This is a genomic window from Comamonas aquatica NBRC 14918 (genome assembly GCF_000739875.1).
Classification (GTDB): Bacteria; Pseudomonadota; Gammaproteobacteria; order Burkholderiales; family Burkholderiaceae_C; genus Comamonas; species Comamonas aquatica.
This window is the reverse complement of record NZ_BBJR01000021.1, coordinates 121,710-147,813: the sequence shown is the minus strand read 5'-3', so window position 1 is coordinate 147,813 and position 26,104 is coordinate 121,710. Positions and strand designations below refer to the sequence as shown.

Genomic DNA, 26,104 nt, shown 5'->3' with positions numbered 1-26,104 from the left:
CCACGGCACAACGGGCGGCTGTCTCGTGCGGTACACCGCACACGGCACGCCGCCCTTGCGCAGGGCGATCAGGCGACGGTGTAGCCTTCTTCCCGGATGGCCTGAGCCAGGGCCTCGCGCGTGCAACTGCTCTGCACCACGACCCGGCCTGTGGCCAGCTCCACGGTGGTGGTGGCCTGGGCATCGATCTGGGCGACGGCCTGCTTCACGGCGCGTTCGCAGTGGCTGCATGTCATGCCTTGGACTTGGAAAACGTGTTCCATGGGGGCTCCTTCAGTGGATGGGGAAAAGCACGACTGTAGCGCTGCGGCCCGCCTGTTCCACGTGGAACACGGTGGGGACACATGCATGCCGTAGAGTGTTTCGGGAAGTAACCATAAGACGGGGTTTTCTTTAAGCTTTGTTGTCAGTCTTGTCTGGCAAACTCAGAGCGTGGTTCTTGCGCGCCTGCATGCTTCGGTCTGCATGCCGGAGATGGTTGGGACAGGGCGCCTGGCGCTGTCCTGGGTGATGTGAAGCGATAGAGAGGAAATCAGATCATGGGTCTGTTTGCACTGATGCGAATGTTCACCATCAGGGTGCGCATGCTCGGCGCCATTGCGGTGGTGCTGGTGTTGTTGGGCCTGTTGGGCGGTGCCGGGATGTTCGGCATGTTCCGCATTTACGACCTCAACCAGAGTTTTCTGAACGGTCCTTTCCAGCAGGCGGGCCTGGTGGCCAAGCTGCAGGGCAGCCTGACCCAGGTGCGCAACCTGGAGAAGGAAATGATCATCCAGTATGAGCAGCCCGAACAGCTGAAGAAGACGCACGCCGAATGGACGACCAGCCTGCAGGCCGTGCAGGCTGCGGGTGCGGCCCTGGCCCAGGTGGCCCCGGCCGAGGATGGGGCCGTTGTGCAGCAATTGCTCAAGCATCTGGAGCAGTACCAGACCCTGTTTGCACCGGTGGCCCGCCAACTGCTGGACAACGGCTATGACAGCGCCACCGTGGCGCAGCGCGTGGGCCGCCGAGCCGGCGCCGAGTTTGTCGAGGCCGAGAAACAGCTGCAGACCCTGGAGCAGCTGCTGCAGGCCCAGGCCCAGGCCGCCGAGGCCCGCGGCAGCCAGGTGGCGTCGCAGACCCAGTGGCTGTTTGTGCTGGCGCTGGTGATCACCACCTTGGTGGTGGCGCCGCTGACCCTGCTGAACATGGTGTCGATCTGCCGTCCGCTGACCGATGCCAAGCGCCTGGCCGATGCCATCGCCAAGGGCAATCTGACGGAACAGCTGGACGTGGTGGGCAAGGACGAAGTGTCCGACCTGCAGAATGCGCTGAAGGCCATGCAGGACAACCTGAACCGCATGGTGGGCCGCGTGCGTGACGCCAGCGGCAACATCGCGACCGCCAGCCAGGAAATTGCCGTCGGCAACGGCGACCTGTCGGCCCGCACCGAACAGACCGCCAGCAACCTGCAGCAGACCGTGGCGTCGCTGATGCAGTTGACGGCGACGGTGCAGCAGACCGCCTCCTCGGCGCAGATGGCCAACCAGCTGGCGGCGTCGGCCTCGCAAACCGCAGCGCAAGGTGGCTCGGTGGTGTCGCAGGCCGTGGAGAGCATGCACGAGATCTCGAGCTCCAGCCGCAAGATCGGCGACATCATCGGCCTGATCGATTCGATCGCCTTCCAGACCAACATCCTGGCGCTGAATGCTGCGGTCGAAGCCGCGCGTGCGGGCGAGCAAGGCCGTGGCTTTGCCGTGGTGGCCGGTGAAGTGCGACTGCTGGCACGCCGCAGCGCCGAAGCGGCCAGCGACATCAAGCGACTGATCCAGAGCAGCGTGAACGCCGTCGATGGCGGCGTGCGCCACGTGGAGTCGGCCGGCAAGACCATGCAGGAAATCATGGGCAGCATCCAGCGGGTTGGCGACATCATCGGTGAGATCACCGCTGCGGCCAACGAGCAGTCCACCGGTATCTCGCAGGTCAACCAGGCCGTGGGTGACATCGACCAGATGACCCAGCAGAATGCGGCGCTGGTCGAGCAGTCGACCGCGGCCGCCGAGTCGCTCAAGGAACAGACCCACCAGCTGTCGGACGTGGTCAGCCAGTTCATCCTGAGCAACCAGCCCGCAGCGCTGTCTGCTGCGACACGCCCCTACAGCCTGCCACGCGACGGCGGCGCCGTGCCTGTGGCATCCACCGCGCAGCGCGCCGAGGCGCCGCTGCTGGGCTGAGTGCGGTCACCCTTCGGGGTGGTCTCCGGCGATAAAGGCTTCCCGCAGGAAGCCTTTTTTCATGGCCGGGCTAGAGTGGTATGCCACCGGGGCAAGGCGGTGTTGGATGGGGCTTGCCAGGTCGCGCAGGCCGGACCAAGACCGTGGCCCCGTCCTTGCGGCGGATGGTGAAAGTCCTGCTCGCTCAATGGGTCAAAGACATCCCTGGGAAAGGGTGGGAAAATCAAGGGTTTGCCCATGCCTCACTCCCGACCGCGTGGGCCGCAGCCGTGGAATGCCCCCGGCTGCCACAGGTGGATGAACACACCACCGCGATGGAGCTTGAACATGCTGTACCCCCAAGAATTTGATGTGATCGTCGTCGGCGGCGGTCATGCTGGCACCGAAGCGGCGCTGGCGGCTGCCCGCATGGGCTGCCAAACATTGCTGTTGACCCACAACATTGAGACCCTGGGCCAGATGTCGTGCAACCCGTCCATCGGTGGCATTGGCAAGGGCCACCTGGTCAAGGAAGTGGATGCCCTGGGTGGTGCCATGGCCCTGGCCACCGACATGGGCGGGATCCAGTTCCGCATCCTGAACAGCTCCAAGGGCCCGGCCGTGCGCGCCACGCGCGCCCAGGCGGACCGCATCCTGTACAAGGCCGCGATCCGCGAGATGCTGGAGAACCAGCCCAACCTGTGGCTGTTCCAGCAGGCCGTGGACGACCTGATGGTGGAGGGCGACCGCGTGGTGGGCGCCGTCACCCAGGTGGGCATTCAGTTCAAATCCAAGACCGTCGTATTGACGGCCGGCACCTTTCTGGACGGGAAGATCCATGTGGGTCTGGACAACTACGCCGCGGGCCGTGCCGGCGATCCCCCGGCCGTGACGCTGTCGGCACGCCTGAAGGAGCTGAAGCTGCCCCAGGGGCGCTTGAAGACCGGCACACCACCACGTATTGATGGGCGCAGCATCGACTTCAGCCAGTGCACCGAGCAGCCCGGCGACGGCATGCCCGGCGGTGTGAACGAAGGCCATGTGCCGGTGTTCAGCTTCCGTGGTCATGCCGACATGCACCCGCGCCAGATGCCTTGCTGGATCACGCACACCAACGAGCGCACGCACGAGATCATCCGCAGCGGCTTTGACCGCAGCCCCATGTTCACCGGCAAGATCGAGGGCGTGGGCCCACGCTACTGCCCCAGCGTGGAAGACAAGATCAACCGCTTTGCCGACAAGGACAGCCACCAGATCTTCCTGGAGCCCGAAGGGCTGACGACCCACGAGTTCTATCCCAACGGCATTTCCACCAGCCTGCCCTTCGACATCCAGTACGCCCTGGTGCGTTCGATGAAGGGCCTGGAGAACGCCCACATCCTGCGCCCCGGCTACGCCATCGAGTACGACTACTTCGATCCCCGGGCGCTGAAGTCCAGCTTCGAGACCCGCCAGATCCAGGGCCTGTTCTTTGCCGGCCAGATCAATGGCACGACGGGTTACGAGGAAGCTGCCGCCCAGGGCCTGTTCGCCGGCATCAATGCCGGGCTGCAGGCGCGTGGCCAGGACGCCTGGACCCCACGCCGCGACGAGGCCTACCTGGGCGTGCTGGTGGACGACCTGATCACCAAGGGCGTGACCGAGCCCTATCGCATGTTCACCAGCCGGGCCGAGTTCCGTCTGCAGCTGCGTGAAGACAATGCCGACATGCGCCTGACCGAAATCGGTCGTCAGCTGGGCGTGGTGGGGGATGCGCAGTGGGACATGTTCAACCGCAAGCGCGACGCTGTTTCACGTGAAACAGAACGCCTGAAGGCCACCTGGGTGAACCCGCGCAGCCTGCCTGCGGCGGAAGCTGAGCGCGTGCTGGGCAAGAACATCGAGCGCGAGTACAACCTGTTCGACCTGCTGCGCCGCCCCGGCGTGGAGTACGGCACGCTGGTGTCCATGGACGATGGCAAGTACCAGTCGGAAGCGGTTTCACGTGAAACATTGGGCGAGCTGCACGAGGCCGTGCTCGAGCAGGTGGAGATTGCCGCCAAGTACTCCGGCTACATCGATCGCCAGAAGGACGAGGTGGAGCGTGCCGCGCACTATGAAACCCTGAAGCTGCCGGCCGAGCTGGATTACATGCAGGTCAGTGCCCTGTCGATCGAGGTGCGTCAGAAGCTGCAGAAGCACCGCCCCGAAACCCTGGGCCAGGCTTCGCGCATTTCCGGGGTGACACCGGCCGCCATCTCGCTGCTGATGATCCACCTGAAGAAGGGCGGCTTCAAGGAGTTCACGACTGCGGCTGCCAAGGAGTCCGCATGAGTGCCGATCTGCGCAAGCAGCTGGAACAGGGCGCTCAGGCGCTGCAACTGAATCTGTCCACGGCCCAGGTGGACCAGCTGATGGCTTTTCTGGACCTGCTGCAGAAGTGGAACAAGGTCTACAACCTGACGGCCGTGCGCGACCCGCAGGAGATGATGACCCACCACCTGCTGGACAGCCTGGCCGCCGTGCCGGCGCTGCGGCGCCATGTGCAGTCGCTGGGCAAAGCCGCGGGCGAGCGCACGGCCCAGCTGGATGTGGGCTCGGGTGGGGGACTGCCCGGTGTGGTGTTTGCTGTGTGCTGCCCCGAGGTGGACATCCACTGCGTGGACACCGTGGCCAAGAAGGCCGCCTTCCTGCAGCAGGCCGCCGTGGCACTGAAGCTGCCCAATCTGCGCGGCATCCATGCACGTGTGGAATCGCTGTCTGGTCCGTATGACATCGTCAGTTGCCGCGCCTTTGCCTCGCTGGTGGATTTCACCACCTGGTCGCGTGCCGCGATGGCGCCGCACGCGGTCTGGCTGGCCATGAAGGGCAAGCACCCGCAGGACGAAATCGACGCACTGGGGGCCGGCGTGCAGGTGTTTCACGTGGAACCATTGACCGTCCCCGGCCTGGATGCCGAGCGTTGTATTGTGTGGATGAAGCCGGTGGCCGACACACTTTGACAGTGCATGCGGCGTGCAGCTCGCATAAACTCGGGTTTTCAATACCGGGTGCCTGCAGGACGGCAACGCATCGCGCACCGGCTGTATTGAAAGGCCTCAGCCTCCGCGCTGGGCCTTTTTCCGTTGTGCGGCCAGTGTGTGCGGCCCGCCTTGTGTGTTCTCCGGGTGCCCGGTCACTTTCCATCAGCAATCTCTCATGGCCAAAATTTTCTGTATTGCCAACCAAAAGGGTGGCGTCGGCAAAACCACTACCGCAGTGAATCTGGCGGCGGGTCTGGCCAAGATTGGTCAGCGTGTCCTGTTGGTGGACCTGGACCCCCAGGGCAATGCCACCATGGGCTCCGGCATCGACAAGCGGGCCATGGAGCAGAGCGTGTACGACGTGCTGCTGGAGTCGTCGTCGATCCAGGAAGCCACCGTGCTGTCGGAAAAGTGCGGCTACCACGTGCTGGGCGCCAACCGTGAACTCAGCGGTGCCGAGATCGAGCTGGTGGCGCTGGAGCGCCGCAACGAGCGCTTGAAGGCGGCCCTGGAGGTGGTGCAGTCCGACTTCGACTTTGTGCTGATCGACTGCCCGCCCAGCCTGTCCATGCTGACGCTCAACGGCCTGTGCTCGGCCCACGGCGTGATCGTGCCCATGCAGTGCGAATACTTTGCGCTGGAAGGGCTGACCGACCTGGTCAACACCATCAAGCAGGTGCATGCCAACATGAACAAGCACCTGCAGATCATCGGGCTGCTGCGCGTCATGTTCGATCCGCGCACCACGCTGCAGCAGCAGGTCAGCGACCAGCTCAAGTCCCACTTCGGCGACAAGGTGTTCGACACCGTCATACCGCGCAATGTGCGACTGGCGGAAGCCCCCAGCTACGGGGTGCCGGGCGTGGTGTTTGACCCCGCGGCCAAGGGCAGCAAGGCCTTCATCGAGTTTGCCGAAGAGATGGTCCAACGCATCCAGAAGATGTGAGGGCGTTGGGGTTTAAAGCCAAAAAGGCCTACAGCCCCGATGCAGCCAGCGCTGACAGCTATGAATCAAGAAGTCATGACCCCCTCCGCCCGCGTCCTGCTGCTGCCCGGCTGGCAGAACTCGGACGCGCTGCACTGGCAAAGCCAGTGGGAAGCCCTGTACGGCTATGAACGCCTGCAGCAGCACGACTGGCAGCGTCCGCTGCGCGGCGACTGGTCGGCGCGCCTGCAGGAGACGGTGGTGGACAGTGCCCAGCCCGTGGTGCTGGTGGCGCACAGCCTGGGCTGTGTGCTGACCGCCTGGTGGGCCGCCCATTCGCCGCTGGCCCGCACACGGGTGCTGGGCGCGCTGCTGGTGGCCCCGGCCGATACCGAGGCCGAGCCGGTGGCGGCACAGCTGCCCGGCTGGCAGCCCGTGGCCCAGGCCCGGCTGCCGTTTCCCAGCATCGTGGTCGCCAGCCAGGACGACCCGTATTGCCGCTGGGACCGCAGCCAGCATTTCGCCCAGGCCTGGGGGGCGGAGCTGGTCGATCTCGGGCCTGCGGGCCACATCAACACCGCCAGCGGCCTGGGCCGCTGGGATGCCGGGCATGCGCTGCTGCGCCGCCTGATCAAGGAATAAGGAACAAGCATGGCAACCAAGAAACCCAAGGGTCTGGGGCGAGGTCTGGAAGCATTGCTCGGCCCCACCGTGGACGACACCCCTGCCGCCGGCAGCGGCAGCGATCTGCCCAGCAGCCTGCCAGTGACCGAGCTGGTAGCGGGCCAGTACCAGCCGCGCACGCGCATGGACGAAGGCGCGCTGTACGAGCTGGCCGAAAGCATCAAGGCCCAGGGCATCATGCAGCCCATCCTGGTGCGCAAGCTGGCCCAAGGGGCACACGCCGGCAAGTACGAAATCATCGCCGGCGAGCGCCGCTTCCGCGCCTCCAAGCTGGCCGGGCTGGACCGCGTGCCGGTGCTGGTGCGCGACGTGCCCGACGAGGCCGCCGCCGCCATGGCGCTGATCGAGAACATCCAGCGCGAAGACCTGAACCCGCTGGAAGAGGCCCAGGGCCTGGCGCGGCTGGTCCATGAATTCCACTACACGCACGAGCAGGCGGCGCAGTCCGTGGGGCGCTCGCGCTCGGCCGCGTCCAACCTGCTGCGCCTGCTGAACCTGGCCGAGCCGGTGCAGACCATGCTCATGGCCGGCGACATCGACATGGGCCATGCGCGCGCGCTGCTGGCCCTGGACAAGGCCGAACAGATCACCACGGCCAACCAGATCACGGCGCGCAAACTGTCCGTGCGCGAGGCCGAATCCCTGGTCAAGAAGGTCGCCGAGGCCGACGACGGCACGGCGGCCAAAGCGCGCAAGCCCGCCAAGTCGCGCGACGTGCAGCGGGTGGAGGAAGAGCTGTCCGACCTGCTGATGGCCCAGGTCGAGGTGCGCGTGAAAAAGCGCGTCAAGCGCCACGGCAAGGTCCAGGACATGGGCGAAGTCTCCATCCAGTTCGGTTCGCTGGACGAGCTCAACGGCCTGATCGAACGCCTGCGCGGCTAGCGCAGGTGTGCCACGTAAAAAGGCCTTCGTTAGAAGGCCTTTTTGATGTTCCCAAAAGTTTACTTGCCAACTTTGAGCTGTCCGCCGCGACCGAGTCCCCCCTTCACTTCTTGGGCCTTGTAGTTGCGCAGCGATACAACCATCTTGTTGTAGGCATCCATGAAGGCTGCTACGGAAGCTTTGCCCTCAGGGGTGCGTGAGAAGCCACCCAAGCTGCCGCCTGCTCCGCCCCCAAAAGCACCCAAGGCTGCACCATAGTTGGTGGCCGTGGCATTGCCTTCCGAAATAGACAGCTGTACGCCGGAGCGTATGTCATACATGGTCATGGTCACGACCGACTGTTTGCTTTGTAGCGAACCTGCCAAGGCACCGGCTACACCACCAAACAGCCCTCCGAGATTGGAGGCCAGACCACCCACAGACTCATTGTTGATGATGATGGCCGGTTCCAGGAAGTAGTCGGCCGCAACGCGCTGGCCCTTTTGTTGCTTCGATCCCGCACGGAATTCACCAGAGTTGCGCTGCTTGTCGGTGATGGCGCCAAGTTTGCTTTCCGTACGGTTGTTGCCGATCGACGTAATCACGAAGCAGTTGGACTGTTGCACGGCCAAGCGGATCAGAGGCTCGATAGAGGTGACTTGGGTGGCTGCTCCAAAGCTGGCATACCACTCCTTGCCACGGCCATCGTCCACGGCCAGGGTGCCTAGCGGTGCGTCACAACGCTCCAACGAAGCATTCGCATCCACACTGGTGGCGCCACCGGCTGCGCCGCTGGCGGCTGTGGGGGCACTGCCCGTGCTGATCGTGCCGCCGGGGGTCACGCAGCCCGTCAGGGCGAGTGCCGATGTCAATGCCAGTAGCGGCAGGCTGATCTGGGTCTTGGTCATGGAAAAGGGTCCTCTCTTTGGAATGGATCAAAAAATAAAAATGGGGTTGCAAGCCGGCGCATCAGCGCAAGATCCAGCCGGCGTCGCTCCAGTACCAGTAGTACGGCGTAGATGCGTACCAGTGGCCCCACGATTTGCGCGCAAGCTCGCGCACTTGGTACTGCGCCTGTTCGCTTTGCTGTGCAGCTTGTGCTTGTGGCAGCAGTTGTTGGGCCTCACGATTGCCTTGCGCAGCGGCACGGCTCAACCATGCCGCTGCTTCAGCAGGATCGGCACCCATTTCTTCAAACCCCACCAAGTACAGGCGGCCCAGGGCCATCTGTGCTTCGGGTAGACCGTGGTCACCGGCTTTGCGCATCCATTCCAGTGCTTGGTAACTGTTGCGTTCAACGCCATCCCCGCGCAAGAGGCGCAGTGCCAGGTCGTAGGCCGCTTTGGGATTGCCTTCTGCCATTTGGGTCAACACGGCCAAACGGCGCTCGGCCTGCAGATCGGTGGGCGTGCTTTGGAACGTGACAGTGTTGCGGTCCTGGCTCACACAGCTGGAGCCGGTACACACCCGCACATTTGGAGTGCGCACCAATTGATCTGATGGGCTCTGGGCCGCACAGCCCAGCAGCACAAAGCTGGTGCTGAAAGACACCGTCAAAAATTTCCACATGCTCTCTCCGCTCTTTTGTTTGTAGGTATTTTTAGATTTTTGTGTTTTTCTTCGGTTAGTGCTTACTTGGTTTCTTTTAGATACTTTTTGGTGCGTTTTCCCGCCGTAAGGCACTTGCATAGACACAGTTTTTGTTGCTTCACATCGGACATGCAGGTGCTGATATCGGGCACCATGCTGGAATGAAGTGTATGAATCGGCTGATCTGGCCCCTGCCGGCCTTGTTGGTGTGGGCCCTGGCATGGCTCAGTTTTGGCGTGCTCCAGTCCTGGGCCCCCTGGTGGGCGGCGCTGGGCGCGGCCTTGCTGGTCGGGCTGGCCGGCAGTTTGCTGGGGGCCACCTGGTGGCGGCGGTTGATGATGGCCTTGGGCTTTCCGCTGTCGTGGCTGGTGGTGTCGGCCGGGGCCGTGCCCGCCTGGCTGTGGCTGCTGCCACTGGCCGTGATGCTGCTGGTCTATCCCCTGAATGCCTGGCGCGATGCGCCGGTGTTCCCGACGCCGACCGGCGCGCTGGATGGCCTGTCGGACCGCATTGCCTTGCCCGAGGGCGCGCGCGTGCTGGATGCCGGCAGCGGCCTGGGCGATGGCCTGATGGCCTTGCACCGTGCCTGGCCGCAGGCCCGGGTGCATGGCGTGGAATGGAGCTGGCCGCTGCGCTGGGCCAGCGCCTTGCGCTGCCCCTGGGCCACGGTGCGGCGCGGGGACCTGTGGCAGGTCGATTGGGGCGATTACGCCCTGGTCTACCTGTTCCAGCGGCCCGAGAGCATGAGCCGCGCCGCCGTCAAATCGCTGGGCGAGATGCCTGCCGGCAGCTGGCTGGTCAGCCTCAACTTCCCCATCCCCGATGCGACGCCGGTCCACGTGGCCGCGCTGGCGGATGGCCGCGAGGTCTATGCCTACCAGGCGCCGCTGGCCGAGGTGGACCATGCCAGCGTCGAGGACGACGAGGTGGCCGGCATGCTGCCGCTGCGCACCCCGGGCATCCAGGTCAATGGGCAGAACCTGTATCCGCGCAAGGGCCGCCCGGGCGGGCGGCGGCGCGCGCACTGAGCGCACTTAGTGCAAAGCCCTCGGGGGCGCTCTCAGGCGCTAGCGGCGTTGGCTGCAGTGCCTCAGGGTGCACCCAGGCCCTGGCCCAGGAAGGCGGCGGCGGTCATGCCCACGGTGCGCCGCACCAGGGCGCTGAAGGCGCTGGGGGTGTAGCCCAGCTCGGCGGCGATCTGGGCAATCGACCAGTGCCGCGCCGCCAGGGCCACGGCCTGGGCCAGCACCACCTGCTGGCGCCACTGGGTGAAGGTGCAGCCCAGTTCGCTGCGGAACAGGCGCGCCACGGTGCGCAGGCTGGCCCCGGTGTCCAGCACCCAGTCCTCCAGGCGTTCGTGCAGCGTCGGGTCTTGCAGCACGGCCTCACACAGGTTCTTCAGGCGCTTGTCCTGGGGCAGCAGCACCCCCAGGTGCATGATGCGGGCGCGGCGCAGTTCCTCGCAGATCAGGGCGCTGAGGTGGTGCTCACGCGCCACCACGGCGGGCGACAGCGGGGCGGCTTCGTCGCTGCCGGTGTCCATTTCCACCACCAGGGCGCGCAGCAGGGGGCTGGCTTCCAGCACGCGGCACTGTTGCCAGTCCGGCGCCGCCATCCAGCGCGCCTGCGGGCCGCCGCCATGCGCTTCGGGCAGGAAGTACAGGGTGTACAGGCGCGCGGTCTCCACCATGGTCACGGCGTGTTCCACCCCGGGCGGCACCCACACGGCGCGGTGTGGGGGCACGATGTAGGTGGCGTCGGCCAGCGACAGTCGGATCACGCCGCCGGTGGAAATGGCCAGCTGCGCCCAGGCGTGGGCGTGCGGCATGATCAGCGTGTCGCGGTCCAGCTCGCGCATCTTGGAGCGCACGGGGCGCTGTGCATGCGGCTGGTAGAGCACCGGGTCCAGCAGCGGAATCTGCGCCAGCGTGCGCGCGTGGCGGTGGGGGTTCACGCCGGCGGCGGCCGGTGGCAGCACAAAGTGGGCAGACATGGTGCGTGGTTGGCAGTTTTGCGATAGCTTTTGGCCGACTATCGCATACCTGCCGCGCTCCTGCTGCCTAAGATGCGACGCATGACTGCTTCCGAGATTGCAACAGCTGCCCCCGAGCGCCGCGACGCGCGCACCATTGGCCTGGTGGGCCTGGCTCATGGTTCTTCGCACTTCTTCCACCTGCTGCTGCCGCCGCTGTTCCCCTGGCTGATCGCCGACTTCGACACCAGCTACTCGCAGCTGGGCGCGATGGTGTCGCTGTTCTTCGTGGTCTCGGGCGTGGGGCAGATGCTGTCGGGCTTCCTGGTCGACAAGGTGGGTGCGCAGCGCGTGCTGCTGGCGGCGCTGAGCAGCTTTGTCGTGGCCGGCCTGATGGCGGCGGCCGCGCAGAACTACGCCATGCTGCTGGCGGCCTCGTTCTTCGCCGGTCTGGGCAATGCACCCTTCCACCCCGTGGACTTCACCATCCTCAACAAGCGCGTCACGGCGCAGAACATCGGCCATGCGTTCTCGGTGCATGGCATCTCCGGCAACATCGGCTGGGCCATGGCCCCGGTGTTCATGATGGGCATCACCACCTGGACCGGATCGTGGCGCATCGCCTGCGTCTGCGGCGCCCTGTTTGCCGCCAGCGTGCTGGTCACCATGTGGTGCAACCGCCGCTGGCTGGACGACCGGGCCTTTGATACCGCCGCAGGCAACGCCAAGGCCCGTGCGGCGGCGGCCGCCTCGGGCGAGAGCCCGTTCGCCTACCTGAAGCTGCCCGCCGTGTGGATGTGCTTCGCCTTCTTCTTCTTCAGCACCGTGGCGCTGAGCGCCATTCAGAACTTCGCCAGCACCGTCCTGCACCTGATGTACGACCTGCCGCTGACGCAGACCGCCCTGGTGGTCACGGGCTTCATGCTGTGCGGTGCCGTGGGCATGGTTGGCGGCGGCTTTCTGGCGCAGCGCACGCAGCGGCTGGAAAAGATCATCGCCACCTTCCTGCTGCTGGCCGCTGCCTGCCTGGCCCTGGTGGCCACGGGCTGGCTGCCGGGCTCGCTGGCGCTGGTGGTGGCCTCGGTGGCGGGCTTCGGTCACGGCCTGGCCGGCCCCTCGCGCGACATGCTGATCAAGCGCGCCACGCCGGCCGGGGCCACGGGCCGCGTCTACGGCACGGTGTATTCGGGCCTGGACTCGGGCTTTGCCGTGGCGGCGCCGATGTTTGGCTGGATGATGGACCACCAGTTGCACAGCCAGGTGTTCTTTGGCGCCTCGCTGGCCCTGGCCGTCAGCGTCCTGGCCGCCAGTGCGGTCGGCGTGCAACTGCACCACAAGCGCATGGCGGCGCAGGCCACAGCCTGAGCACCATTGCTTCACCCCACCAACACAAAAGGCCGCAATCGCGGCCTTTTTTTGTAGCGGTTAGCGCTTGTCCCTGCTGGATTTCAAAAGAAAAACAACTTGAAATCCAGCGATGACCAGCGCGAGCCGCTTTGATTTTTGGAGCGGATCACGCCACCCGCGGTACGTCGTTGCCTTGCCGTACCGGGTGTCCGGTCTGCGGTTGCACGCTGGGCCTCGACCGCCAAGCGGCGGTGGGCTGCGCTTACAGCGTGAAGATCTTGCCCGGGTTCAGGATCTGCTTGGGGTCCAGGGCCAGCTTGATGGCGCGCATCATGGCAATGGCGCCGTCGCCGCATTCCTCGCGCAGGAAGTCCTGCTTGTGGATGCCGATGCCGTGCTCGCCGGTGCAGGTGCCTTCCATGGCGATGGCGCGGCGCACCAGGCGGTGGTTCAGGTCTTCGGCGCGGGCGCGCTCGTCGGCGCTGTCGGGGTCGATCAGGTAGCCGAAGTGGAAGTTGCCGTCACCCACGTGGCCGACCAAAAAGTAAGGAATGCCGCTGGCGTTGACTTCATCAATCGACTCGAGCAAACAGTCCGCCAAACGGCTGATCGGCACACAGGTGTCGGTGGTGATGGAGCGGCAGCCGGGGCGGCTCTGGATGCCGGCAAAGTAGGCGTTGTGGCGCGCGGTGAACAGGCGCGTGCGCTCCTCGGGCGTGTCGGCCCATTCAAAGCCCTGGGCGTTGAATTCGGCCGCAATGTCCTGCACCAGCTCGGCCTGTTCCTTCACCCCGTTGGGCGAGCCGTGGAACTCCATCAGCAGCATCGGTTCCTCGCGCAGCGTGAGGTGGCTGTGCTTGTTGACCATGGCCACGGTGGCGGCGTCCACCAGCTCCACGCGCGCGATCGGCACGCCCATCTGGATGGTTTGGATGACGGTGTGCACGGCGTCGGCAATCGTGGGGAAGGAGCACACGGCGGCGCTCACCGCTTCAGGCAGCGGAAACAGGCGCAGCGTGATCTCGGTGAAGATGCCCAGCGTGCCTTCGCTGCCCACCATCAGGCGCGTCAGGTCATAGCCGGCGGCGCTTTTCTTGGCGCGGTTGCCGGTGCGGATCACCTCGCCGCTGGCGGTCACCACCTCCAGCGCCAGCACGTTCTCGCGCATGGTGCCGTAGCGCACGGCATTCGTGCCGCTGGCGCGCGTGGCGGTCATGCCGCCGATGGAGGCGTCGGCCCCGGGGTCGATGGGGAAGAACAGGCCCTGGTCCTTGATGGCGTCGTTGAGCTGCTTGCGCAGGATGCCGGGCTGCACGGTGACGGTCATGTCCTCGGCGTTGACGCGCAGCACCCGGTTCATGCGACTGACGTCAATGCTGATGCCGCCCTGCACGGCCAGCAGATGGCCTTCCAGCGAGGAGCCGGCGCCGTAGGCGATCACCGGCACGGTGTGCTGGTCGGCCAGCTGCACGGCATCGGCCACATCCTGCGTGCTTTCGGCATAGACCACGGCGACGGGCGGCGGGGCCTGGATGGAGCCTTCGTCACGGCCGTGCTGTTCGCACACGGCCTGGGCGGTGGAGCACTGCTTGCCGAAGCGGGCCGCCAGGGCCTCCAGAAACGCGGGCGCAATGGCGCGGGGTTGCAGGTGGGCGGGGGCGGTGGGGGCATTCATGTGGCGGACTCCAAGACAGGGGCAAAAGAATACCACCGGCACCGCAGGCGCTGCGCCCGCCATCGGCTGGGGCCGCACTCGCCAAGCGGGGGCCCTGGGGCGGCCTGGGCGCCGGGCCGCAGGCGCCGCTCAGCGCGCAGGTTGGGTGTGCTGCAGGAACTCCTGCAGCGACAGCTGGCCGTTGCCGTCGCGGTCCCATTGGTCGAACTGCGCGGCCACGCTGGGCAGGTGCTCGGCCTCCTCGCGCGAGAGCTGGCCGTCGCGGTTGCGGTCGGCGCGCTTGAACACGGCCGTCGGGGTGATGGCCAGCGTGGCCGTGGTGGTGGTCGTGGCTGTGGTGCTGGCGGTTTTGGCGGGGGGCGTGCCCTGGTTCTGGGCCATCACGGCGGCGGTGCCGCCCAGGGTCAGACTGGCGAACAGCAGTACGCTGCGCACATCGAAAGCATGCAGTTGGCGCCGGCTGGTGGGCATGGCAAGGCTCCTGGGAAAGTTCAACAGGCTTGCATTGCACCGTGGGCGCCAGGGCATGTCCACGCTTTTTGCAGGCTGTTTCCCGGGTGAACATCTGCCTGCGCTATGTAACGCACAATCGCGGCAAGGCCCCGGCCGGGGCGTTCATGCAGGAGTTTTTCGGATGGGCAATCGCCTCACACAAATCGCCACCCGCACCGGGGATGACGGCAGCACGGGTCTGGGCGACAACACCCGGGTGTCCAAGCACAGCGGACGCCCGCATGCCATGGGCGATGTGGACGAGCTCAATTCCCACATCGGCCTGTTGCTGTGCGAGCCGCTGCCTGACGACGTGCGCGCGCTGCTGGTCGAGGTGCAGCACCAGCTGTTCAACCTGGGCGGCGAGCTGTCCATGCCCGGCTACGAGCTGCTCAAGGACGACGCGCTGCTGCACCTGGACACGGCCCTGGCGCACTACAACGCGCAGCTGCCGCGGCTGCTGGAGTTCATCCTGCCGGCCGGCACGCGCGCCGCGTCGCAGGCCCATGTCTGCCGCACCGTGGCGCGCCGCGCCGAACGCCATGTGGTGGCCCTGCAGGAGCAGGAGGCCATGCGCGCCGCGCCGCGCCAGTACCTGAACCGCCTGTCGGACCTGCTGTTCGTGCTGGCGCGCGTGCTCAACCGCGTGGACGGCGGCGACGATGTGTACTGGAAGAGCGAGCGCCTGGCGCAGATGCGGGACGATAGCGAGTGAGCTTCGAACTGAAAAAGTGAGCTGCTGGCGCTGTCTGAGTGAGGGTTGTGAATTGAAAAAGCTTTGCAAACCAATTCTGACCATCGCCAGCTGCTCTTTTTGTTGAAGCGGTTGCGCGGTGCAGGCCGCAGATCGACAAGAATCACAGGGCCGCAACAAGGAGCCCGGGGATGCGTTTACGTCACATCGAGGTGTTCAATGCCGTCATGCAGACGGGCAGCGTCAGCGCGGCCGCGCGGCTGCTCAACGTCACCCAGCCCGCCGTCAGCCGCACCCTGCAGCACGCCGAGCTGCAGCTGGGCTTCGCCCTGTTTGAGCGCGCCCGCGGGCGGCTGACGCCGACCAACGAGGCCATGGCCCTGTTCCCGCATGTCGAGAAGCTGTACGAGCAGCTGGACGAGGTGCAGCGCCTGGCTGCGGGCCTGCGCCACGGCGCCGTCACCGACCGCCTGCAGGTGTTGACGGTGTTCGCCCTCAGCCGCGAGGTGCTGCCGCACGCCGTCGCGGGTTTCCGCCAGAGATACCCCCAGGTCCAGGTCACGGTGCAGGCCCTGCACACGCCCCAGGTGGTGTCCGGCCTGCTGCTGCAGGAGGCCGATGTCGGCTTCGTCATCAGCTCCGCCGGCCAGCACGCGCTGGAGCGCGAATCCCTGGCCGAGGTGGACATGCACTGCATCGTGCCCAAGGGCCTGCTGCCGCCTTCGCGCATCAAGCCGGCGGGCATGGCGCTGCAGGACCTGGCCGACCTGCCGGTGGTGGCGCTGGACGCCCGCGACCCGCTGGGCATGCGCATCAACCAGGCCTGCCGCGAGCACGGCGTGGGCCTGTCGCCCGTGGTCACGGTGCAGACCTACCACGCCGCCCTGTCGATGGCGGAATACGGCCTGGGGATTGCCATCGTGGATGGCTGCACGGCCTCGGCGGCCGACCGGCGCAAGGTGCACGTGCTGCCCCTGCTGCCGCGCATCACCGTCAGCGTGAACGCCTTGCACCTGGCGCAGCGGCCCAGCTCGGTGCTGGCCCGCGCCATGACGCAGGAGATGCGCAAGGCCCTGCGCGAGCTGCTCTAGGACCGTCCCTCAGGCCTGGGCCAGTGCGGCCACCAGGCGCTGGGCCGAGCCGAAGGACAGCGTCAGCCCCAGGGCGCCGTGGCCGGTCTGCAGCCACAGGTTGCGCGGCCCGCCGGCGGCGCGGCCCGCCGGCGGCGCGGCCGGTGATCGGCAGGCCCGTGGGCGTGGCCGGGCGCATGCCGGTCCAGGGCTGCACCGCGTCGCCGTGGCGCAACTGCGGCAGCACGGCCTGCGTGGACTGCTGCAGGCTGCGGATGCGGGCCGGGTGCACGGCGGTGTCGGCCCCCACGATCTCCACCATGCCAGCCACGCGCAGGCGATCACCCAGGCGTGCAAACACCACCTTGCGGCGCGTGTCGGTCACGCTGACGCGGGGCGCGGCCTCGGGTTGGGCCGAGGCATCCAGCGTGATGCTGTAGCCTTTGAGCGGATAGACCGGGATACGAACGCCCACGCGGCGCGCCTGCTCGGCGCTTTCCCAGCCGCTGGCCAGCACCACGTGGTCGGCCTGCAACGGCCCCTGCGCGGTGTGCACGGCGGTGATGCGGTCGTGCGTGCGCGCCAGTGACAGCACCTCGGTGTTCCAGCGCAGCTGCGCGCCGCGCGCCTGCAGCACGCGGGCCAGCTGCTCGCACAGCGCACGCGCATCGACCACGCTCTCGCTGGGCGTGTGCACGGCCCCAGCGATGTGCGCGGCGTAGTGGTGCAGGGCGGGCTCGATGCGTGCGGCCTCGGCGGCGCTGACGAGGTGCTGCGCGGCCCCGCCCAGGCGGGCCTGCAGCGCCACCTGGCGCGCCGCAGCATCCAGGCTGGCCTGGGTCGGGTAGAGCACCAGCTTGCCGGGCGTGGCGTGGTCGCAGTCCAGTTGCTCGCGCGCCTGCAGCGCCTCGAAGGCGAGGCGGCTTTCGGTGGCCAGCTGCAGCAAGGCCTGGGTGCTGGCGGCCGAGGTGCGGCGGTTGCAGGCGCCCAGGAACTGCAGGCCCCAGGCCCACTGCCGCGGGTCGGCCTGCAGGCGAAAGCGCAGCGGCGAATCGGGGTCCAGCAGCAGCTTGGGCAGGCTGGCCCAGATGCCCGGGTCGGCCAGGGGTTGCACGTACGAATAGCTCAACTGCGCGCCATTGCCGCCGCTGGCGCCCATGGCCGGCTGCGCCGCACGCTCCAGCACCGTGACCTGGTAGCCCGCCTGCTGCAGGGCGTACGCCGTCGTCAAACCCACAATGCCCGCCCCCACGATACACACATGCATGTCTTGTTCTCCCTGTGGTGCCGACTGTAGGGGCGGGGGCGGGAGTGCGGCCATGGCGTTTTGTTTCTGGGGTATGCGCCCAGGTTATGGGTGTGCGACGTGCCGGCAGTGACCGGATGCCCGCAAACGGGCGGTCTGCACCGCCGCGACACACAGTCCGCCCTGTCTTGGGGAAACCCTGAGGAAAGCATAAATATCCGGCATGGGTGCACCGTCGATTGGCATCGCACAAGGCGGCAGCGCGTTCCTACACTGGCCCTGCACATTCGCAGCCACTTCCGCCACTTGAGAGGAACAGCATGAAACTTCGCTCCACATTGCTCTGCGCCAGCCTGGGTCTGGCCGCTGTTGCCGGCGCACACGCCGACACCCTGGCCAAGGTGGCTCAGAGCGGCCAGATCACCATGGCCTACCGGGAATCCTCCGTGCCGTTCAGCTATCTGGACAAGGGCAAGCCGGTGGGCATGGCGGTGGACATCAGCAACGCCGTGGTCGAGGCCGTCAAGAAAGCCACGGGCAAGAGCGACCTGAAGGTGAACTGGCAGGCGGTGACGTCGCAGAACCGCATTCCCCTGCTGATGAACGGCACGGTCGACCTGGAGTGTGGCTCCACCACCAACAACACCACGCGCGCCAAGGACGTGGATTTCGCGATCAACCATTTCTACACCGGCACCCGCCTGCTGGTGAAGAAGAGCGCCGGCATCAAGGACTATGCCGACCTCAAGGGCAAGACCGTGGCCGTCACCGCCGGCACCACCAACCTGCAGGTGCTGCGCAAGGCGAATGCCGAGCACAAGTGGGAGCTGGAGATGGTCACGCCCAAGGACCACGCCGACGCTTTCCTGCTGGTGCAGAACGACCGCGCTGCGGCCTTCGGCATGGATGACATCCTGCTGTTCGGCCTGATCTCCAACTCGCGCAGCCCCGCCGACTACGAGGTGGTGGGCCAGGCCCTGCAGGTGGAGCCCTATGCCTGCATGGTGCGCAAGGACGACCCCAAGTTCAAGGCGCTGGTGGATGGTGTGATCAGCAATCTGATGAAGTCCGGCCAGTTCACGCAGCTGTACGACAAGTGGTTCATGCAGCCCATCCCGCCGGTGAATGCCGCGCTGGGCCTGCCGATGTCGACGCAGCTCAAGCAGAACCTGAGCGACTTGAGCGACAAGGCTGCGTTCTGACCATGGCCGCTGGGGGATGGAGCCCACCGCGCGCGGTGGGGATTCTGGGGGGCATGGGGCCGGCGGCAGGCGCCGACTTCGTGCGCCTCTTCGTGCAGGCCTGCAGCAGCCATCTGCGGGCGCAGGGCCAGGAGGTCCGCGACCAGGCCTTTCCGGAGCACTGGCTGGTGCAGATGCCGATTCCGGACCGCTCGCAGGCGCTGCTGGGCGATCCGCAGGCGCCGACGGGGCCGGCCCTGCACATGCAGCAGGGGGTGGGGCGGCTGGCGGCCCTGGGCGTGGCCAGCATCGCCATGGCCTGCAACACGGCCCATGCCTGGCATGCCCAACTGCAGGCGTTGTTTCCGCAGCTGCACATCCTGCACATTGCGCAGGAGACCGCGCGCCATGTGCAGGCCCTGGGGGCGCGCCAGGCCATCGTGCTGGCCACGGCGGGCACTTACCAGACGGGGCTGTACGACCTGGCCCTGCGTGCCTGCGGGGTCCAGCCCCTGGTGCCCGATGCCCAGGGTGTGGCCCAGCTCATGGAGGGCATCTACCAGGGCGTGAAGAGCGGCCACATGGCCCTGGCCGAACAGCGTTTGGGCGCGGTGCTGGGGCAGATGCTGCAGCGGCATGGGGACGTGCCGGTCATCATGGGGTGCACGGAAATTCCGCTGGCCCTGCCGCAGGCCCCGCAGGCGCAGGGGCGGGCGTTGGTCGATCCCGCCTGGGTGCTGGCCCAGGCCCTGGTGCAGCGCGCCTACGCCCCCGAGACGGTTGGCGTGCATTGAGCACGGAGCACTGCGGCGGGCGGGGCCTCGGTCTGTGCTGGCGCAGGGGCCCGCAGGATTGGGCCCGGACTTAGTCCTTGGGCGGCAGGATGGCCATGGTGATGCGCGAGACGCAGTTCATCTGGCCGCGCTCGTCCACCATGTCGATCTGCCAGACCTGGGTGGTCCTGCCGATGTGCACGGGCCGTGCCGTACCAGTCACCCAGCCGCTGCGCACAGAGCGCAGGTGGTTGGCATTGATGTCCAGGCCCACGGCCAGGTGGCCCTCGGGGCTGGCGTGGAAGGCGGCGATGGAGCCCAGGGTTTCGGCCAGCACCACGCTGACGCCGCCGTGCAGTAGCCCGAAAGGCTGCTTGGTGCGGTGGTCCACCGGCACGCGGCCGACCAGGTAGTCGTCGCCGACCTCGGTGATCTCGATGCCCAGGTGGGCCACGGCGGTGTCGGCACTGCGGGCGTTGATCTCTTCCAGAATCGCGGGTTTGAGCCAGAGGGCCATGTTCACATCCTTGCAAATAGACAACGCCGCATGATGCGGCGTTGCGGAAGGCGGTGCTGTTGGCTAGGCGACAGCCCGCCGCCGTGGACCGGCCGCGCTCAGAACGCGTGGGCGTAGCGCAGCAGCAGGAAATTGACCCCCGGGTTGGGTTCCTTGGCGCCGGCGTTGGAGGCGTGCTGCAGGCGCAGCGAGAGTTCGTGCTCCTGGCGCGGGCCCCAGTTCATGCCCAGCCCGAGGTGGGAGGCAAAGTTCCAGCGCGTGGCCATGCGCTCATCGCTGGCGTAGAAGTGTTTGTGGGACACCATGAGGCCGGTGCCCACCTCAAGGAACCATGGCGACGCTCCTTGCCGCCCGCGCCAGCGCAGGCTGGGCCCGGCGCCGATGACGGCCGTGTGGAAACGGTCCTGGGCCAGATCCCGCCCGGACCAGGCGCCGGCATACAGGTCCCAGTGACCGCGGACCAGCCCCCCGCCAAGCGGCCAGGACCAGGATTTCCACGGCAGCGTGACGCCCAGCACCAGGGCCTGGCTGCTGTCCTCGCCAGCGCCTGCCTGCAGGTACATCGTGGGGGATGGGGGGCTGGGGGCAGTTTGTGCCAGCACGGGGAGGCCGCCCGCCAGGCATGCCAGGGCCAGCCAGTGTCGAATGTGTGCCATACAGACCTCCGCAAAGGGTGCAATCCCGATGCTCCATTCTTCGGAACAGTCTCCGTACCAGGCTGTCAGTCAAGACCCCAAAGCGCACGGCGGGTGGATGAAGGTCAAAGCCAGGCGCGCCGCCGCCGGGGCGTCGTGCAGCGCACAATACGCGGCCGGCCCCTGCCTGGCCGCCGTTTTGTTTCACCGCCTGTTGGGATTGTCTAGTGTCCGCCGTTCACACTGTCTTGCACGATATCTTTGGCTATGCCGCCTTTCGCGGGCCGCAGCAGGCCATCGTGGAACATGTGACGGACGGGGGCGATGCCCTGGTGCTGATGCCCACGGGCGGCGGCAAGAGCCTGTGCTACCAGATCCCGGCCATCGTGCGCCAGCAGCAGGGCCACGGTGTGGCCATCGTGGTCTCGCCGCTGATCGCGTTGATGCACGACCAGGTCGGTGCGCTGCACGAAGCCGGGGTTGAGGCCGCCTACCTGAATTCCTCGCTGGACTACGCCCAGGCCCAGGAGGTCGAGTGGCAGCTGCAGTGCGGCAAGCTGAACCTGCTGTACGTGGCCCCCGAACGCCTGGTCACGCCGCGTTTTCTGGGCCTGCTGGACGACCTGTTCGCCCAGGGCCAGCTGGGCCTGTTCGCCATCGACGAAGCGCACTGCGTGAGCCAGTGGGGCCACGATTTCCGGCCCGAATACCGCGCCCTGTCGGTGCTGCACGAACGCTATGCCGGCGTGCCGCGCATCGCGCTGACGGCCACGGCCGATGCGCTGACGCGGGCCGACATCGTTGAGCGCCTGCACCTGGAAGGCGCGCGCCAGTTCGTCAGCAGCTTCGACCGGCCCAACATCCGCTACACCATCGTCGAGAAGAAGGACGTCACGCACCAGCTGATGCGCTTCATCAAGCACGAGCACGAGGGCGAGGCCGGCGTCGTCTACTGCCAGTCGCGCCGCCGTGTGGAAGAGCTGGCGCAGACCCTGCAGGACAACGGCATCCAGTCGCTGCCCTACCACGCGGGCTTGCCGTCCGAGATGCGCCAGCTGCACCAGAACCGCTTCCTGCGCGAAGAGGGCATCGTCATGGTGGCGACCATCGCCTTCGGCATGGGCATCGACAAGCCCGATGTGCGCTTTGTGGCCCACGTCGACATGCCCAAGAACATCGAGGGCTACTACCAGGAAACCGGCCGCGCCGGGCGCGACGGGCTGCCGGCCCAGGCCTGGATGGCGTATGGCATCTCGGACGTGGTCAACCAGCGCCGCATGATCGACGAGGGCGGGGCCGAAGAGGCCTTCAAGGCCGTGCTGCGCGGCAAGCTCGATGCCCTGCTGACGCTGGCCGAGGCCACGGACTGCCGCCGCGTGCGCTTGCTGCAGTACTTCGGGGAAGCGTCCGAGCCCTGCGGCAACTGCGACAACTGCCTGCACCCGCCCGCCATCTGGGACGGCACGGACGCCGCGCGCAAGCTGCTGTCCACCATCTTCCGCGTGCACGAGATGAGCCAGCTGACCTTTGGTGCGGGCCACATCATGGACGTGCTGCGCGGCAAGGTGACGGACAAGGTCACGCAGTTCCTGCACGACAAGATCTCCACCTTCGGCATCGGCAAGGACTATTCCGAGCAGCAGCTGCGCGGCGTGATGCGCCAGCTGTTGGCCACCGGCGCCCTCGGCCTGCACAAGGTGACCAGCGAGAACAGCGGCCACGTCTTCGACACGCTCACGCTGACGCCGCAGTCGCGCGCCGTGCTGCGCGGCGATGTGCAGGTGCTGTTGCGCGAATCCGTGGCCGCCACGCGCAGCCGCGGCGGCAAGCGCGGGGCCACCACCAGCGCGGCGGCCATGCACCTGGGGCCGGATGCGCAGGCGCGCTTCATCAACCTCAAGGCTTGGCGCTCGGAAGTGGCCAAGGCCCACGACCTGCCGGCCTACGTCATCTTCAACGACGCCACGCTGGCCGGCATTGCCGAGCGCAACCCGCAGACGCTGGAAGCCCTGCAGGGCATCAGCGGCATCGGGGCGAAAAAGCTCGAAGCCTATGGTCAGGAAGTGCTGCGCGTGGTGGGCGCCAGCCGCTGAAGATCGGCGCCCCCCGGGGCTGGTGTTCACCCGGTGCTGCGCCGGCCTTGCAGCTTCTAGACTGGTCGCTCCACAGCGCGGGAGCGGCCATGCACCTTTGGGACACCCACGACATCCACAACCAGGTGGATGAATTGCGCGACTACCACCTGCTGCAGTCCGACCCGGCGCTGCAGGACGCCCTGCGCCGCGCCGGGGCGCAGGCCTGGTGGCCCCAGCTGGATGCCTATGCCCAGACCCTGGGCCAGCCGGCCACCTGGGCGCTGGCGGAGCAGGCCAACCGCCACGGCCCGCAGTTGCAGCGCTTCGATGCGCGCGGCCGGCTGGACGAGCGCGTGGACTTCCACCCGGCCTGGTATGGGCTGCTGGCGCTGTACCGGCAGCAGGGCCTGGTCGGCCTGCCGTTCGACACCGCGCAGCCCGGCCGCTTCAGCGCCTGGGCCGCGGGCTTTTACCTGCACGGTCAGGTGGAGCAGGGCACGCTGTGCCCGGCCACCATGACCACGGCCGCCATCCCGCTGCTGCGCCGGGAACCGGCGCTGTGGGCCCAGGTGCAGGCCGGGCTGTTCAGCCGCAGCCACGACCCGCGCGATGTGCCGCTGGCCGAGAAGACGGCGCTGTGGGTGGGCATGGGCATGACGGAAAAGCAGGGCGGCTCGGACGTGCGCGCCAACACCACCATGGCCACGCCCCTGGGCACCGGCGGGCGTGGTGGTGCCTACCGGTTGCGCGGGCACAAGTGGTTCTTCTCGGCGCCGACCAGCGACGCCCACCTGGTGGTGGCGCGCGTGGCGCCGGACGACGGCATCGGCTGCTTCTGGGTGCCGCGCTGGCGGCCCGACGGCACGCGCAACGCCATCCGCATCCTGCAGCTCAAGGACAAGCTGGGCAACCGCAGCAATGCCAGCAGCGAGGTGGAATTCCAGGATGCCTGGGGCCTGCTGATCGGCGAAGTCGGGCGCGGTATTCCCACCATCCTCGAGATGGCGTCCCAGACGCGGCTGAACTGCGTGCTGGGCAGTGCCGCCATGCTGCGCACGGCCACCGTGCAGGCCCTGGCGTATGCGCGCCAGCGCCAGGCGTTCGGCCAGTCGCTGGCCACGCACGGGCTGATGCGCAGCGTGCTGGTCGATCTGGCGCTGGAGAGCGAGGCCGCGATGACGCTGGGCATGCGCCTGGCCCAGGCGTTTGAGCATGACGCCCAGCCGCTGGAGCGCGCGTGGAAGCGCATCCTGACGCCGGCGGCCAAGTTCTGGGTCTGCAAGCGGGCCATCCCCTGCGTGGCCGAGGCCATGGAGGTGCTGGGCGGCAACGGCTATGTGGAGACCAGCGTCATGCCGCGCCTGCTGCGCGAAGCGCCGGTGAATTCGATCTGGGAAGGCGCGGGCAACATCATGTGCCTGGACGTGCTGCGCGCCCTGGCGCGCGAGCCGGAGGCCGCCGCGCTGCTGCTGCACGACCTGCAGCAGCAGGCGGCCGGCGATGCCCCGCTGCACGCGGCCGTGCATGCGTTGGCGCAGGGGCTGCAGCGGGCCCTGCGCCAGGCGCCCGACGCGATGGAGGCGCAGGCGCGCCACTGGGTGCAGCAGCTGGTGCTGGTGGCACAGGCCTGCCTGCTGCGCCGCCATGCCCCGGCGGCGGTGGCCGATGCCTTCATCGCCACGCGCTGCGGTCCTTGCGCCAGCGGCGGGGTGCTGGGCGCCAGCCCGGTCCAGGGGCTGGACAGCGCCGCCATCCTGCAGCGCGCGCTGCCGTACTGAAAAGAATGCAGCGGCTGGCGCGCGTGCAGTCTGCCTTTCAGGCTGTTTCATGCCTGAAGTGCAGGCCATGCGCGCGCCAAATGCTCCTGAATCTGAAAAGTTTTTTGCCCGCCCCACGCCGCCATGCCGCCGGGGCTTGCGCCAGAATGTGCAGACCATGCTGACCTATTCCGATATCCAAGCCGCATCCTCCCGCCTGCGCGACCACATCCTGCGCACGCCCTGCGTGGAGTCGCAAACGCTTTCGCACATCGTCGGTGCCCAGGTGTTCCTGAAGTTCGAGAACCTGCAGTTCACGGCCTCGTTCAAGGAGCGTGGCGCCTGCAACCGCCTGCAGCTGCTGACCGCCGAGGAAAAGGCGCGCGGCGTGATCGCCATGAGCGCGGGCAACCACGCCCAGGGCCTGGCCTACCACGCCCAGCGCATGGGGGTGCGGGCGGTGATCGTCATGCCGCGCTTCACGCCCGGCGTGAAGGTGGAGCGCACGCGCGGCTTTGGCGCCGAGGTGGTGCTGCACGGCGACACGCTGGAGGCCGCGCGCCAGCACGCCTATGCGCTGGCCGATGCGCAGAACCTGACCTTTGTGCACCCCTTCGACGACGAAGGCGTGGCCGCCGGCCAGGGCACGCTGGCGCTGGAGATGCTGGCCGAGCAGCCCGACCTGGACACCCTGGTGGTGTCCGTGGGCGGCGGCGGCCTGATCGCTGGGGTGGCCACGGCGGCCAAGGCGCTCAAGCCCGACATCCGCGTGGTCGGGGTGCAGACGCAGCGCTTCCCGTCCATGCTGAACGCCGTGCAGGGCCGCGACCTGCCCATGGGCGCCTCCACCATCGCCGAAGGCATTGCCGTGGCGACGGCCGGCGCCATCACGCGCGAGGTGGTGCGCGAGCTGGTCGACGAGCTGCTGCTGGTGGACGAGGGCGACATCGAGCAGGCCGTGCTGATGCTGCTGGAGATCGAGAAAACCCTGGTCGAAGGCGCGGGCGCCGCCGGCCTGGCGGCCCTGCTGCGCCATGGTGCGCAGTTCAAGGGCCGCAAGATCGGCTTGATCCTGTCGGGCGGCAACATCGACCCGCTGCTGCTGGCGGCCATCATCGAGCGGGGCATGGCCCGCTCGGGCCGGCTGGCGCGCATCCGCGTCAGCGCGCGCGATGTGCCCGGCGTGCTGGCGCAGATCACCGCCACCGTGGCGGAGGCCGGCGCCAACATCGAGGAGGTGCACCACCAGCGCGCCTTCACCCTGCTGGCGGCGCAGAACGTGGACATCGACCTGGTGCTGCAAACGCGCAACCAGGCGCATGTGGAGCAGGTGCTGCAGGCGCTGCGCGCGGCCGGCATGGAGGCCGTGCGGCTGTAAAGACCTTTTCAGCGCGGCGCGGCCTCAGGGTTAGCCAG

At 67.3% G+C, this 26,104-nt stretch carries 23 protein-coding genes and 1 pseudogene; 15 read left to right on the top strand and 9 right to left on the bottom strand.

Annotated elements, in window-relative coordinates:
- Positions 1 to 68: 68 nt before the first annotated feature.
- The gene (locus CA2_RS02025; RefSeq protein WP_042412064.1) at positions 69 to 263 is read right to left on the bottom strand and encodes a heavy-metal-associated domain-containing protein; all 195 of its coding nucleotides are present in this window, start codon (positions 261 to 263) and stop codon (positions 69 to 71) included.
- Between the two features lie 276 nt (positions 264 to 539).
- Between CA2_RS02025 and CA2_RS02020 the strand changes: the two genes are divergently transcribed.
- From CA2_RS02020 to CA2_RS01995, 6 genes are all read left to right on the top strand, one after another.
- On the top strand, positions 540 to 2,213 hold the full coding sequence (locus tag CA2_RS02020) for a methyl-accepting chemotaxis protein (protein WP_042412062.1): 1,674 nt from the start codon (positions 540 to 542) through the stop codon (positions 2,211 to 2,213).
- Positions 2,214 to 2,540: 327 nt separating this feature from the next.
- On the top strand, positions 2,541 to 4,505 hold the full coding sequence (gene mnmG, locus CA2_RS02015; protein WP_042412060.1) for a tRNA uridine-5-carboxymethylaminomethyl(34) synthesis enzyme MnmG: 1,965 nt from the start codon (positions 2,541 to 2,543) through the stop codon (positions 4,503 to 4,505).
- Positions 4,502 to 5,173, top strand: coding sequence for a 16S rRNA (guanine(527)-N(7))-methyltransferase RsmG (gene rsmG / locus CA2_RS02010; RefSeq protein ID WP_042412058.1), 672 nt, complete (start codon positions 4,502 to 4,504; stop codon positions 5,171 to 5,173). Before mnmG ends, rsmG begins: the two co-directional genes overlap by 4 nt.
- 196 nt (positions 5,174 to 5,369) lie before the next feature.
- Complete coding sequence (locus tag CA2_RS02005; protein ID WP_042412057.1) at positions 5,370 to 6,140, top strand: ParA family protein; 771 nt, start codon at positions 5,370 to 5,372, stop codon at positions 6,138 to 6,140.
- Between the two features lie 75 nt (positions 6,141 to 6,215).
- Complete coding sequence (locus CA2_RS02000) at positions 6,216 to 6,761, top strand: RBBP9/YdeN family alpha/beta hydrolase (protein ID WP_042412149.1); 546 nt, start codon at positions 6,216 to 6,218, stop codon at positions 6,759 to 6,761.
- A 9-nt stretch (positions 6,762 to 6,770) separates the two neighbouring features.
- The gene (locus CA2_RS01995) at positions 6,771 to 7,685 is read left to right on the top strand and encodes a ParB/RepB/Spo0J family partition protein (RefSeq protein ID WP_042412055.1); all 915 of its coding nucleotides are present in this window, start codon (positions 6,771 to 6,773) and stop codon (positions 7,683 to 7,685) included.
- 59 nt (positions 7,686 to 7,744) lie between these two features.
- Here CA2_RS01995 and CA2_RS01990 read toward each other — a convergent pair whose 3' ends face one another.
- A complete protein-coding gene (locus CA2_RS01990) occupies positions 7,745 to 8,572 on the bottom strand; it encodes a hypothetical protein (protein WP_042412053.1) in 828 nt (275 codons plus the stop codon).
- Between the two features lie 61 nt (positions 8,573 to 8,633).
- Positions 8,634 to 9,353 carry a tetratricopeptide repeat protein gene (locus CA2_RS01985; protein ID WP_234687322.1) on the bottom strand — a complete coding sequence of 240 codons (720 nt, stop codon included), beginning with the start codon at positions 9,351 to 9,353 and terminating at the stop codon, positions 8,634 to 8,636.
- Between the two features lie 71 nt (positions 9,354 to 9,424).
- Here CA2_RS01985 and CA2_RS01980 point away from each other — a divergent pair, with 71 nt between their 5' ends.
- Positions 9,425 to 10,282: a class I SAM-dependent methyltransferase gene (locus CA2_RS01980; protein WP_174435591.1), complete on the top strand. Its 858-nt coding sequence runs from the start codon at positions 9,425 to 9,427 to the stop codon at positions 10,280 to 10,282.
- A 62-nt stretch (positions 10,283 to 10,344) separates the two neighbouring features.
- Here the strand turns inward: CA2_RS01980 and CA2_RS01975 are convergent, their stop codons facing one another.
- Positions 10,345 to 11,247 (bottom strand): helix-turn-helix domain-containing protein, encoded by a 903-nt coding sequence (locus CA2_RS01975; protein WP_042412049.1) that lies wholly within the window; start codon positions 11,245 to 11,247, stop codon positions 10,345 to 10,347.
- Between the two features lie 72 nt (positions 11,248 to 11,319).
- Here CA2_RS01975 and CA2_RS01970 point away from each other — a divergent pair, with 72 nt between their 5' ends.
- Positions 11,320 to 12,591 carry an MFS transporter gene (locus CA2_RS01970; RefSeq protein ID WP_042412046.1) on the top strand — a complete coding sequence of 424 codons (1,272 nt, stop codon included), beginning with the start codon at positions 11,320 to 11,322 and terminating at the stop codon, positions 12,589 to 12,591.
- A gap of 244 nt (positions 12,592 to 12,835) precedes the next feature.
- Here the strand turns inward: CA2_RS01970 and CA2_RS01965 are convergent, their stop codons facing one another.
- On the bottom strand, positions 12,836 to 14,248 hold the full coding sequence (locus CA2_RS01965; RefSeq protein ID WP_042412044.1) for an FAD-binding oxidoreductase: 1,413 nt from the start codon (positions 14,246 to 14,248) through the stop codon (positions 12,836 to 12,838).
- Positions 14,249 to 14,377: 129 nt separating this feature from the next.
- Positions 14,378 to 14,719: an EF-hand domain-containing protein gene (locus CA2_RS01960; protein WP_042412043.1), complete on the bottom strand. Its 342-nt coding sequence runs from the start codon at positions 14,717 to 14,719 to the stop codon at positions 14,378 to 14,380.
- 163 nt (positions 14,720 to 14,882) lie between these two features.
- Between CA2_RS01960 and CA2_RS01955 the strand changes: the two genes are divergently transcribed.
- Both CA2_RS01955 and CA2_RS01950 read left to right on the top strand, forming a co-directional pair.
- On the top strand, positions 14,883 to 15,455 hold the full coding sequence (locus CA2_RS01955; RefSeq protein ID WP_042412042.1) for a cob(I)yrinic acid a,c-diamide adenosyltransferase: 573 nt from the start codon (positions 14,883 to 14,885) through the stop codon (positions 15,453 to 15,455).
- A gap of 170 nt (positions 15,456 to 15,625) precedes the next feature.
- Entirely contained in the window at positions 15,626 to 16,525 is a 900-nt protein-coding gene (locus tag CA2_RS01950; RefSeq protein WP_042412040.1) for a LysR substrate-binding domain-containing protein, read from the top strand.
- 9 nt (positions 16,526 to 16,534) lie between these two features.
- On the opposite strand, the pseudogene CA2_RS01945 reads toward CA2_RS01950, so the two are convergent.
- A pseudogene (locus CA2_RS01945) lies at positions 16,535 to 17,771 on the bottom strand (D-amino acid dehydrogenase).
- Positions 17,772 to 18,070: 299 nt separating this feature from the next.
- Here CA2_RS01945 and CA2_RS01940 point away from each other — a divergent pair.
- Both CA2_RS01940 and CA2_RS01935 read left to right on the top strand, forming a co-directional pair.
- Entirely contained in the window at positions 18,071 to 18,952 is an 882-nt protein-coding gene (locus tag CA2_RS01940; protein ID WP_042412035.1) for an amino acid ABC transporter substrate-binding protein, read from the top strand.
- A gap of 2 nt (positions 18,953 to 18,954) precedes the next feature.
- A complete protein-coding gene (locus tag CA2_RS01935; protein ID WP_042412034.1) occupies positions 18,955 to 19,725 on the top strand; it encodes an aspartate/glutamate racemase family protein in 771 nt (256 codons plus the stop codon).
- A 70-nt stretch (positions 19,726 to 19,795) separates the two neighbouring features.
- Here the strand turns inward: CA2_RS01935 and CA2_RS01930 are convergent, their stop codons facing one another.
- Both CA2_RS01930 and CA2_RS01925 read right to left on the bottom strand, forming a co-directional pair.
- On the bottom strand, positions 19,796 to 20,221 hold the full coding sequence (locus tag CA2_RS01930) for a hotdog fold thioesterase (RefSeq protein ID WP_042412031.1): 426 nt from the start codon (positions 20,219 to 20,221) through the stop codon (positions 19,796 to 19,798).
- Between the two features lie 98 nt (positions 20,222 to 20,319).
- On the bottom strand, positions 20,320 to 20,877 hold the full coding sequence (locus CA2_RS01925; protein WP_042412030.1) for an acyloxyacyl hydrolase: 558 nt from the start codon (positions 20,875 to 20,877) through the stop codon (positions 20,320 to 20,322).
- Positions 20,878 to 21,083: 206 nt separating this feature from the next.
- Between CA2_RS01925 and recQ the strand changes: the two genes are divergently transcribed.
- From recQ to CA2_RS01910, 3 genes are all read left to right on the top strand, one after another.
- A complete protein-coding gene (gene recQ, locus CA2_RS01920) occupies positions 21,084 to 22,949 on the top strand; it encodes a DNA helicase RecQ (protein WP_042412028.1) in 1,866 nt (621 codons plus the stop codon).
- Between the two features lie 89 nt (positions 22,950 to 23,038).
- Positions 23,039 to 24,709, top strand: a complete 1,671-nt coding sequence (locus tag CA2_RS01915) for an acyl-CoA dehydrogenase family protein (RefSeq protein ID WP_042412026.1) — start codon at positions 23,039 to 23,041, stop codon at positions 24,707 to 24,709.
- 157 nt (positions 24,710 to 24,866) lie between these two features.
- Positions 24,867 to 26,066, top strand: coding sequence for a threonine ammonia-lyase (locus tag CA2_RS01910; RefSeq protein WP_042412145.1), 1,200 nt, complete (start codon positions 24,867 to 24,869; stop codon positions 26,064 to 26,066).
- The last annotated feature ends 38 nt before the right edge of the window (positions 26,067 to 26,104 follow it).

Bases quoted from the DNA above. Each gene is read 5' to 3' on its own strand.
- CA2_RS02025 (WP_042412064.1), bottom strand. From the start codon at position 263: ATGGAACACGTTTTCCAAGTCCAAGGCATGACATGCAGCCACTGCGAA.
- CA2_RS02020 (WP_042412062.1), top strand. From the start codon at position 540: ATGGGTCTGTTTGCACTGATGCGAATGTTCACCATCAGGGTGCGCATG.
- mnmG (WP_042412060.1), top strand. From the start codon at position 2,541: ATGCTGTACCCCCAAGAATTTGATGTGATCGTCGTCGGCGGCGGTCAT.
- rsmG (WP_042412058.1), top strand. From the start codon at position 4,502: ATGAGTGCCGATCTGCGCAAGCAGCTGGAACAGGGCGCTCAGGCGCTG.
- CA2_RS02005 (WP_042412057.1), top strand. From the start codon at position 5,370: ATGGCCAAAATTTTCTGTATTGCCAACCAAAAGGGTGGCGTCGGCAAA.
- CA2_RS02000 (WP_042412149.1), top strand. From the start codon at position 6,216: ATGACCCCCTCCGCCCGCGTCCTGCTGCTGCCCGGCTGGCAGAACTCG.
- CA2_RS01995 (WP_042412055.1), top strand. From the start codon at position 6,771: ATGGCAACCAAGAAACCCAAGGGTCTGGGGCGAGGTCTGGAAGCATTG.
- CA2_RS01990 (WP_042412053.1), bottom strand. From the start codon at position 8,572: ATGACCAAGACCCAGATCAGCCTGCCGCTACTGGCATTGACATCGGCA.
- CA2_RS01985 (WP_234687322.1), bottom strand. From the start codon at position 9,353: ATGCAAGTGCCTTACGGCGGGAAAACGCACCAAAAAGTATCTAAAAGA.
- CA2_RS01980 (WP_174435591.1), top strand. From the start codon at position 9,425: ATGAATCGGCTGATCTGGCCCCTGCCGGCCTTGTTGGTGTGGGCCCTG.
- CA2_RS01975 (WP_042412049.1), bottom strand. From the start codon at position 11,247: ATGTCTGCCCACTTTGTGCTGCCACCGGCCGCCGCCGGCGTGAACCCC.
- CA2_RS01970 (WP_042412046.1), top strand. From the start codon at position 11,320: ATGCGACGCATGACTGCTTCCGAGATTGCAACAGCTGCCCCCGAGCGC.
- CA2_RS01965 (WP_042412044.1), bottom strand. From the start codon at position 14,248: ATGAATGCCCCCACCGCCCCCGCCCACCTGCAACCCCGCGCCATTGCG.
- CA2_RS01960 (WP_042412043.1), bottom strand. From the start codon at position 14,719: ATGCCCACCAGCCGGCGCCAACTGCATGCTTTCGATGTGCGCAGCGTA.
- CA2_RS01955 (WP_042412042.1), top strand. From the start codon at position 14,883: ATGGGCAATCGCCTCACACAAATCGCCACCCGCACCGGGGATGACGGC.
- CA2_RS01950 (WP_042412040.1), top strand. From the start codon at position 15,626: ATGCGTTTACGTCACATCGAGGTGTTCAATGCCGTCATGCAGACGGGC.
- CA2_RS01940 (WP_042412035.1), top strand. From the start codon at position 18,071: ATGAAACTTCGCTCCACATTGCTCTGCGCCAGCCTGGGTCTGGCCGCT.
- CA2_RS01935 (WP_042412034.1), top strand. From the start codon at position 18,955: ATGGCCGCTGGGGGATGGAGCCCACCGCGCGCGGTGGGGATTCTGGGG.
- CA2_RS01930 (WP_042412031.1), bottom strand. From the start codon at position 20,221: ATGGCCCTCTGGCTCAAACCCGCGATTCTGGAAGAGATCAACGCCCGC.
- CA2_RS01925 (WP_042412030.1), bottom strand. From the start codon at position 20,877: ATGGCACACATTCGACACTGGCTGGCCCTGGCATGCCTGGCGGGCGGC.
- CA2_RS01915 (WP_042412026.1), top strand. From the start codon at position 23,039: ATGCACCTTTGGGACACCCACGACATCCACAACCAGGTGGATGAATTG.
- CA2_RS01910 (WP_042412145.1), top strand. From the start codon at position 24,867: ATGCTGACCTATTCCGATATCCAAGCCGCATCCTCCCGCCTGCGCGAC.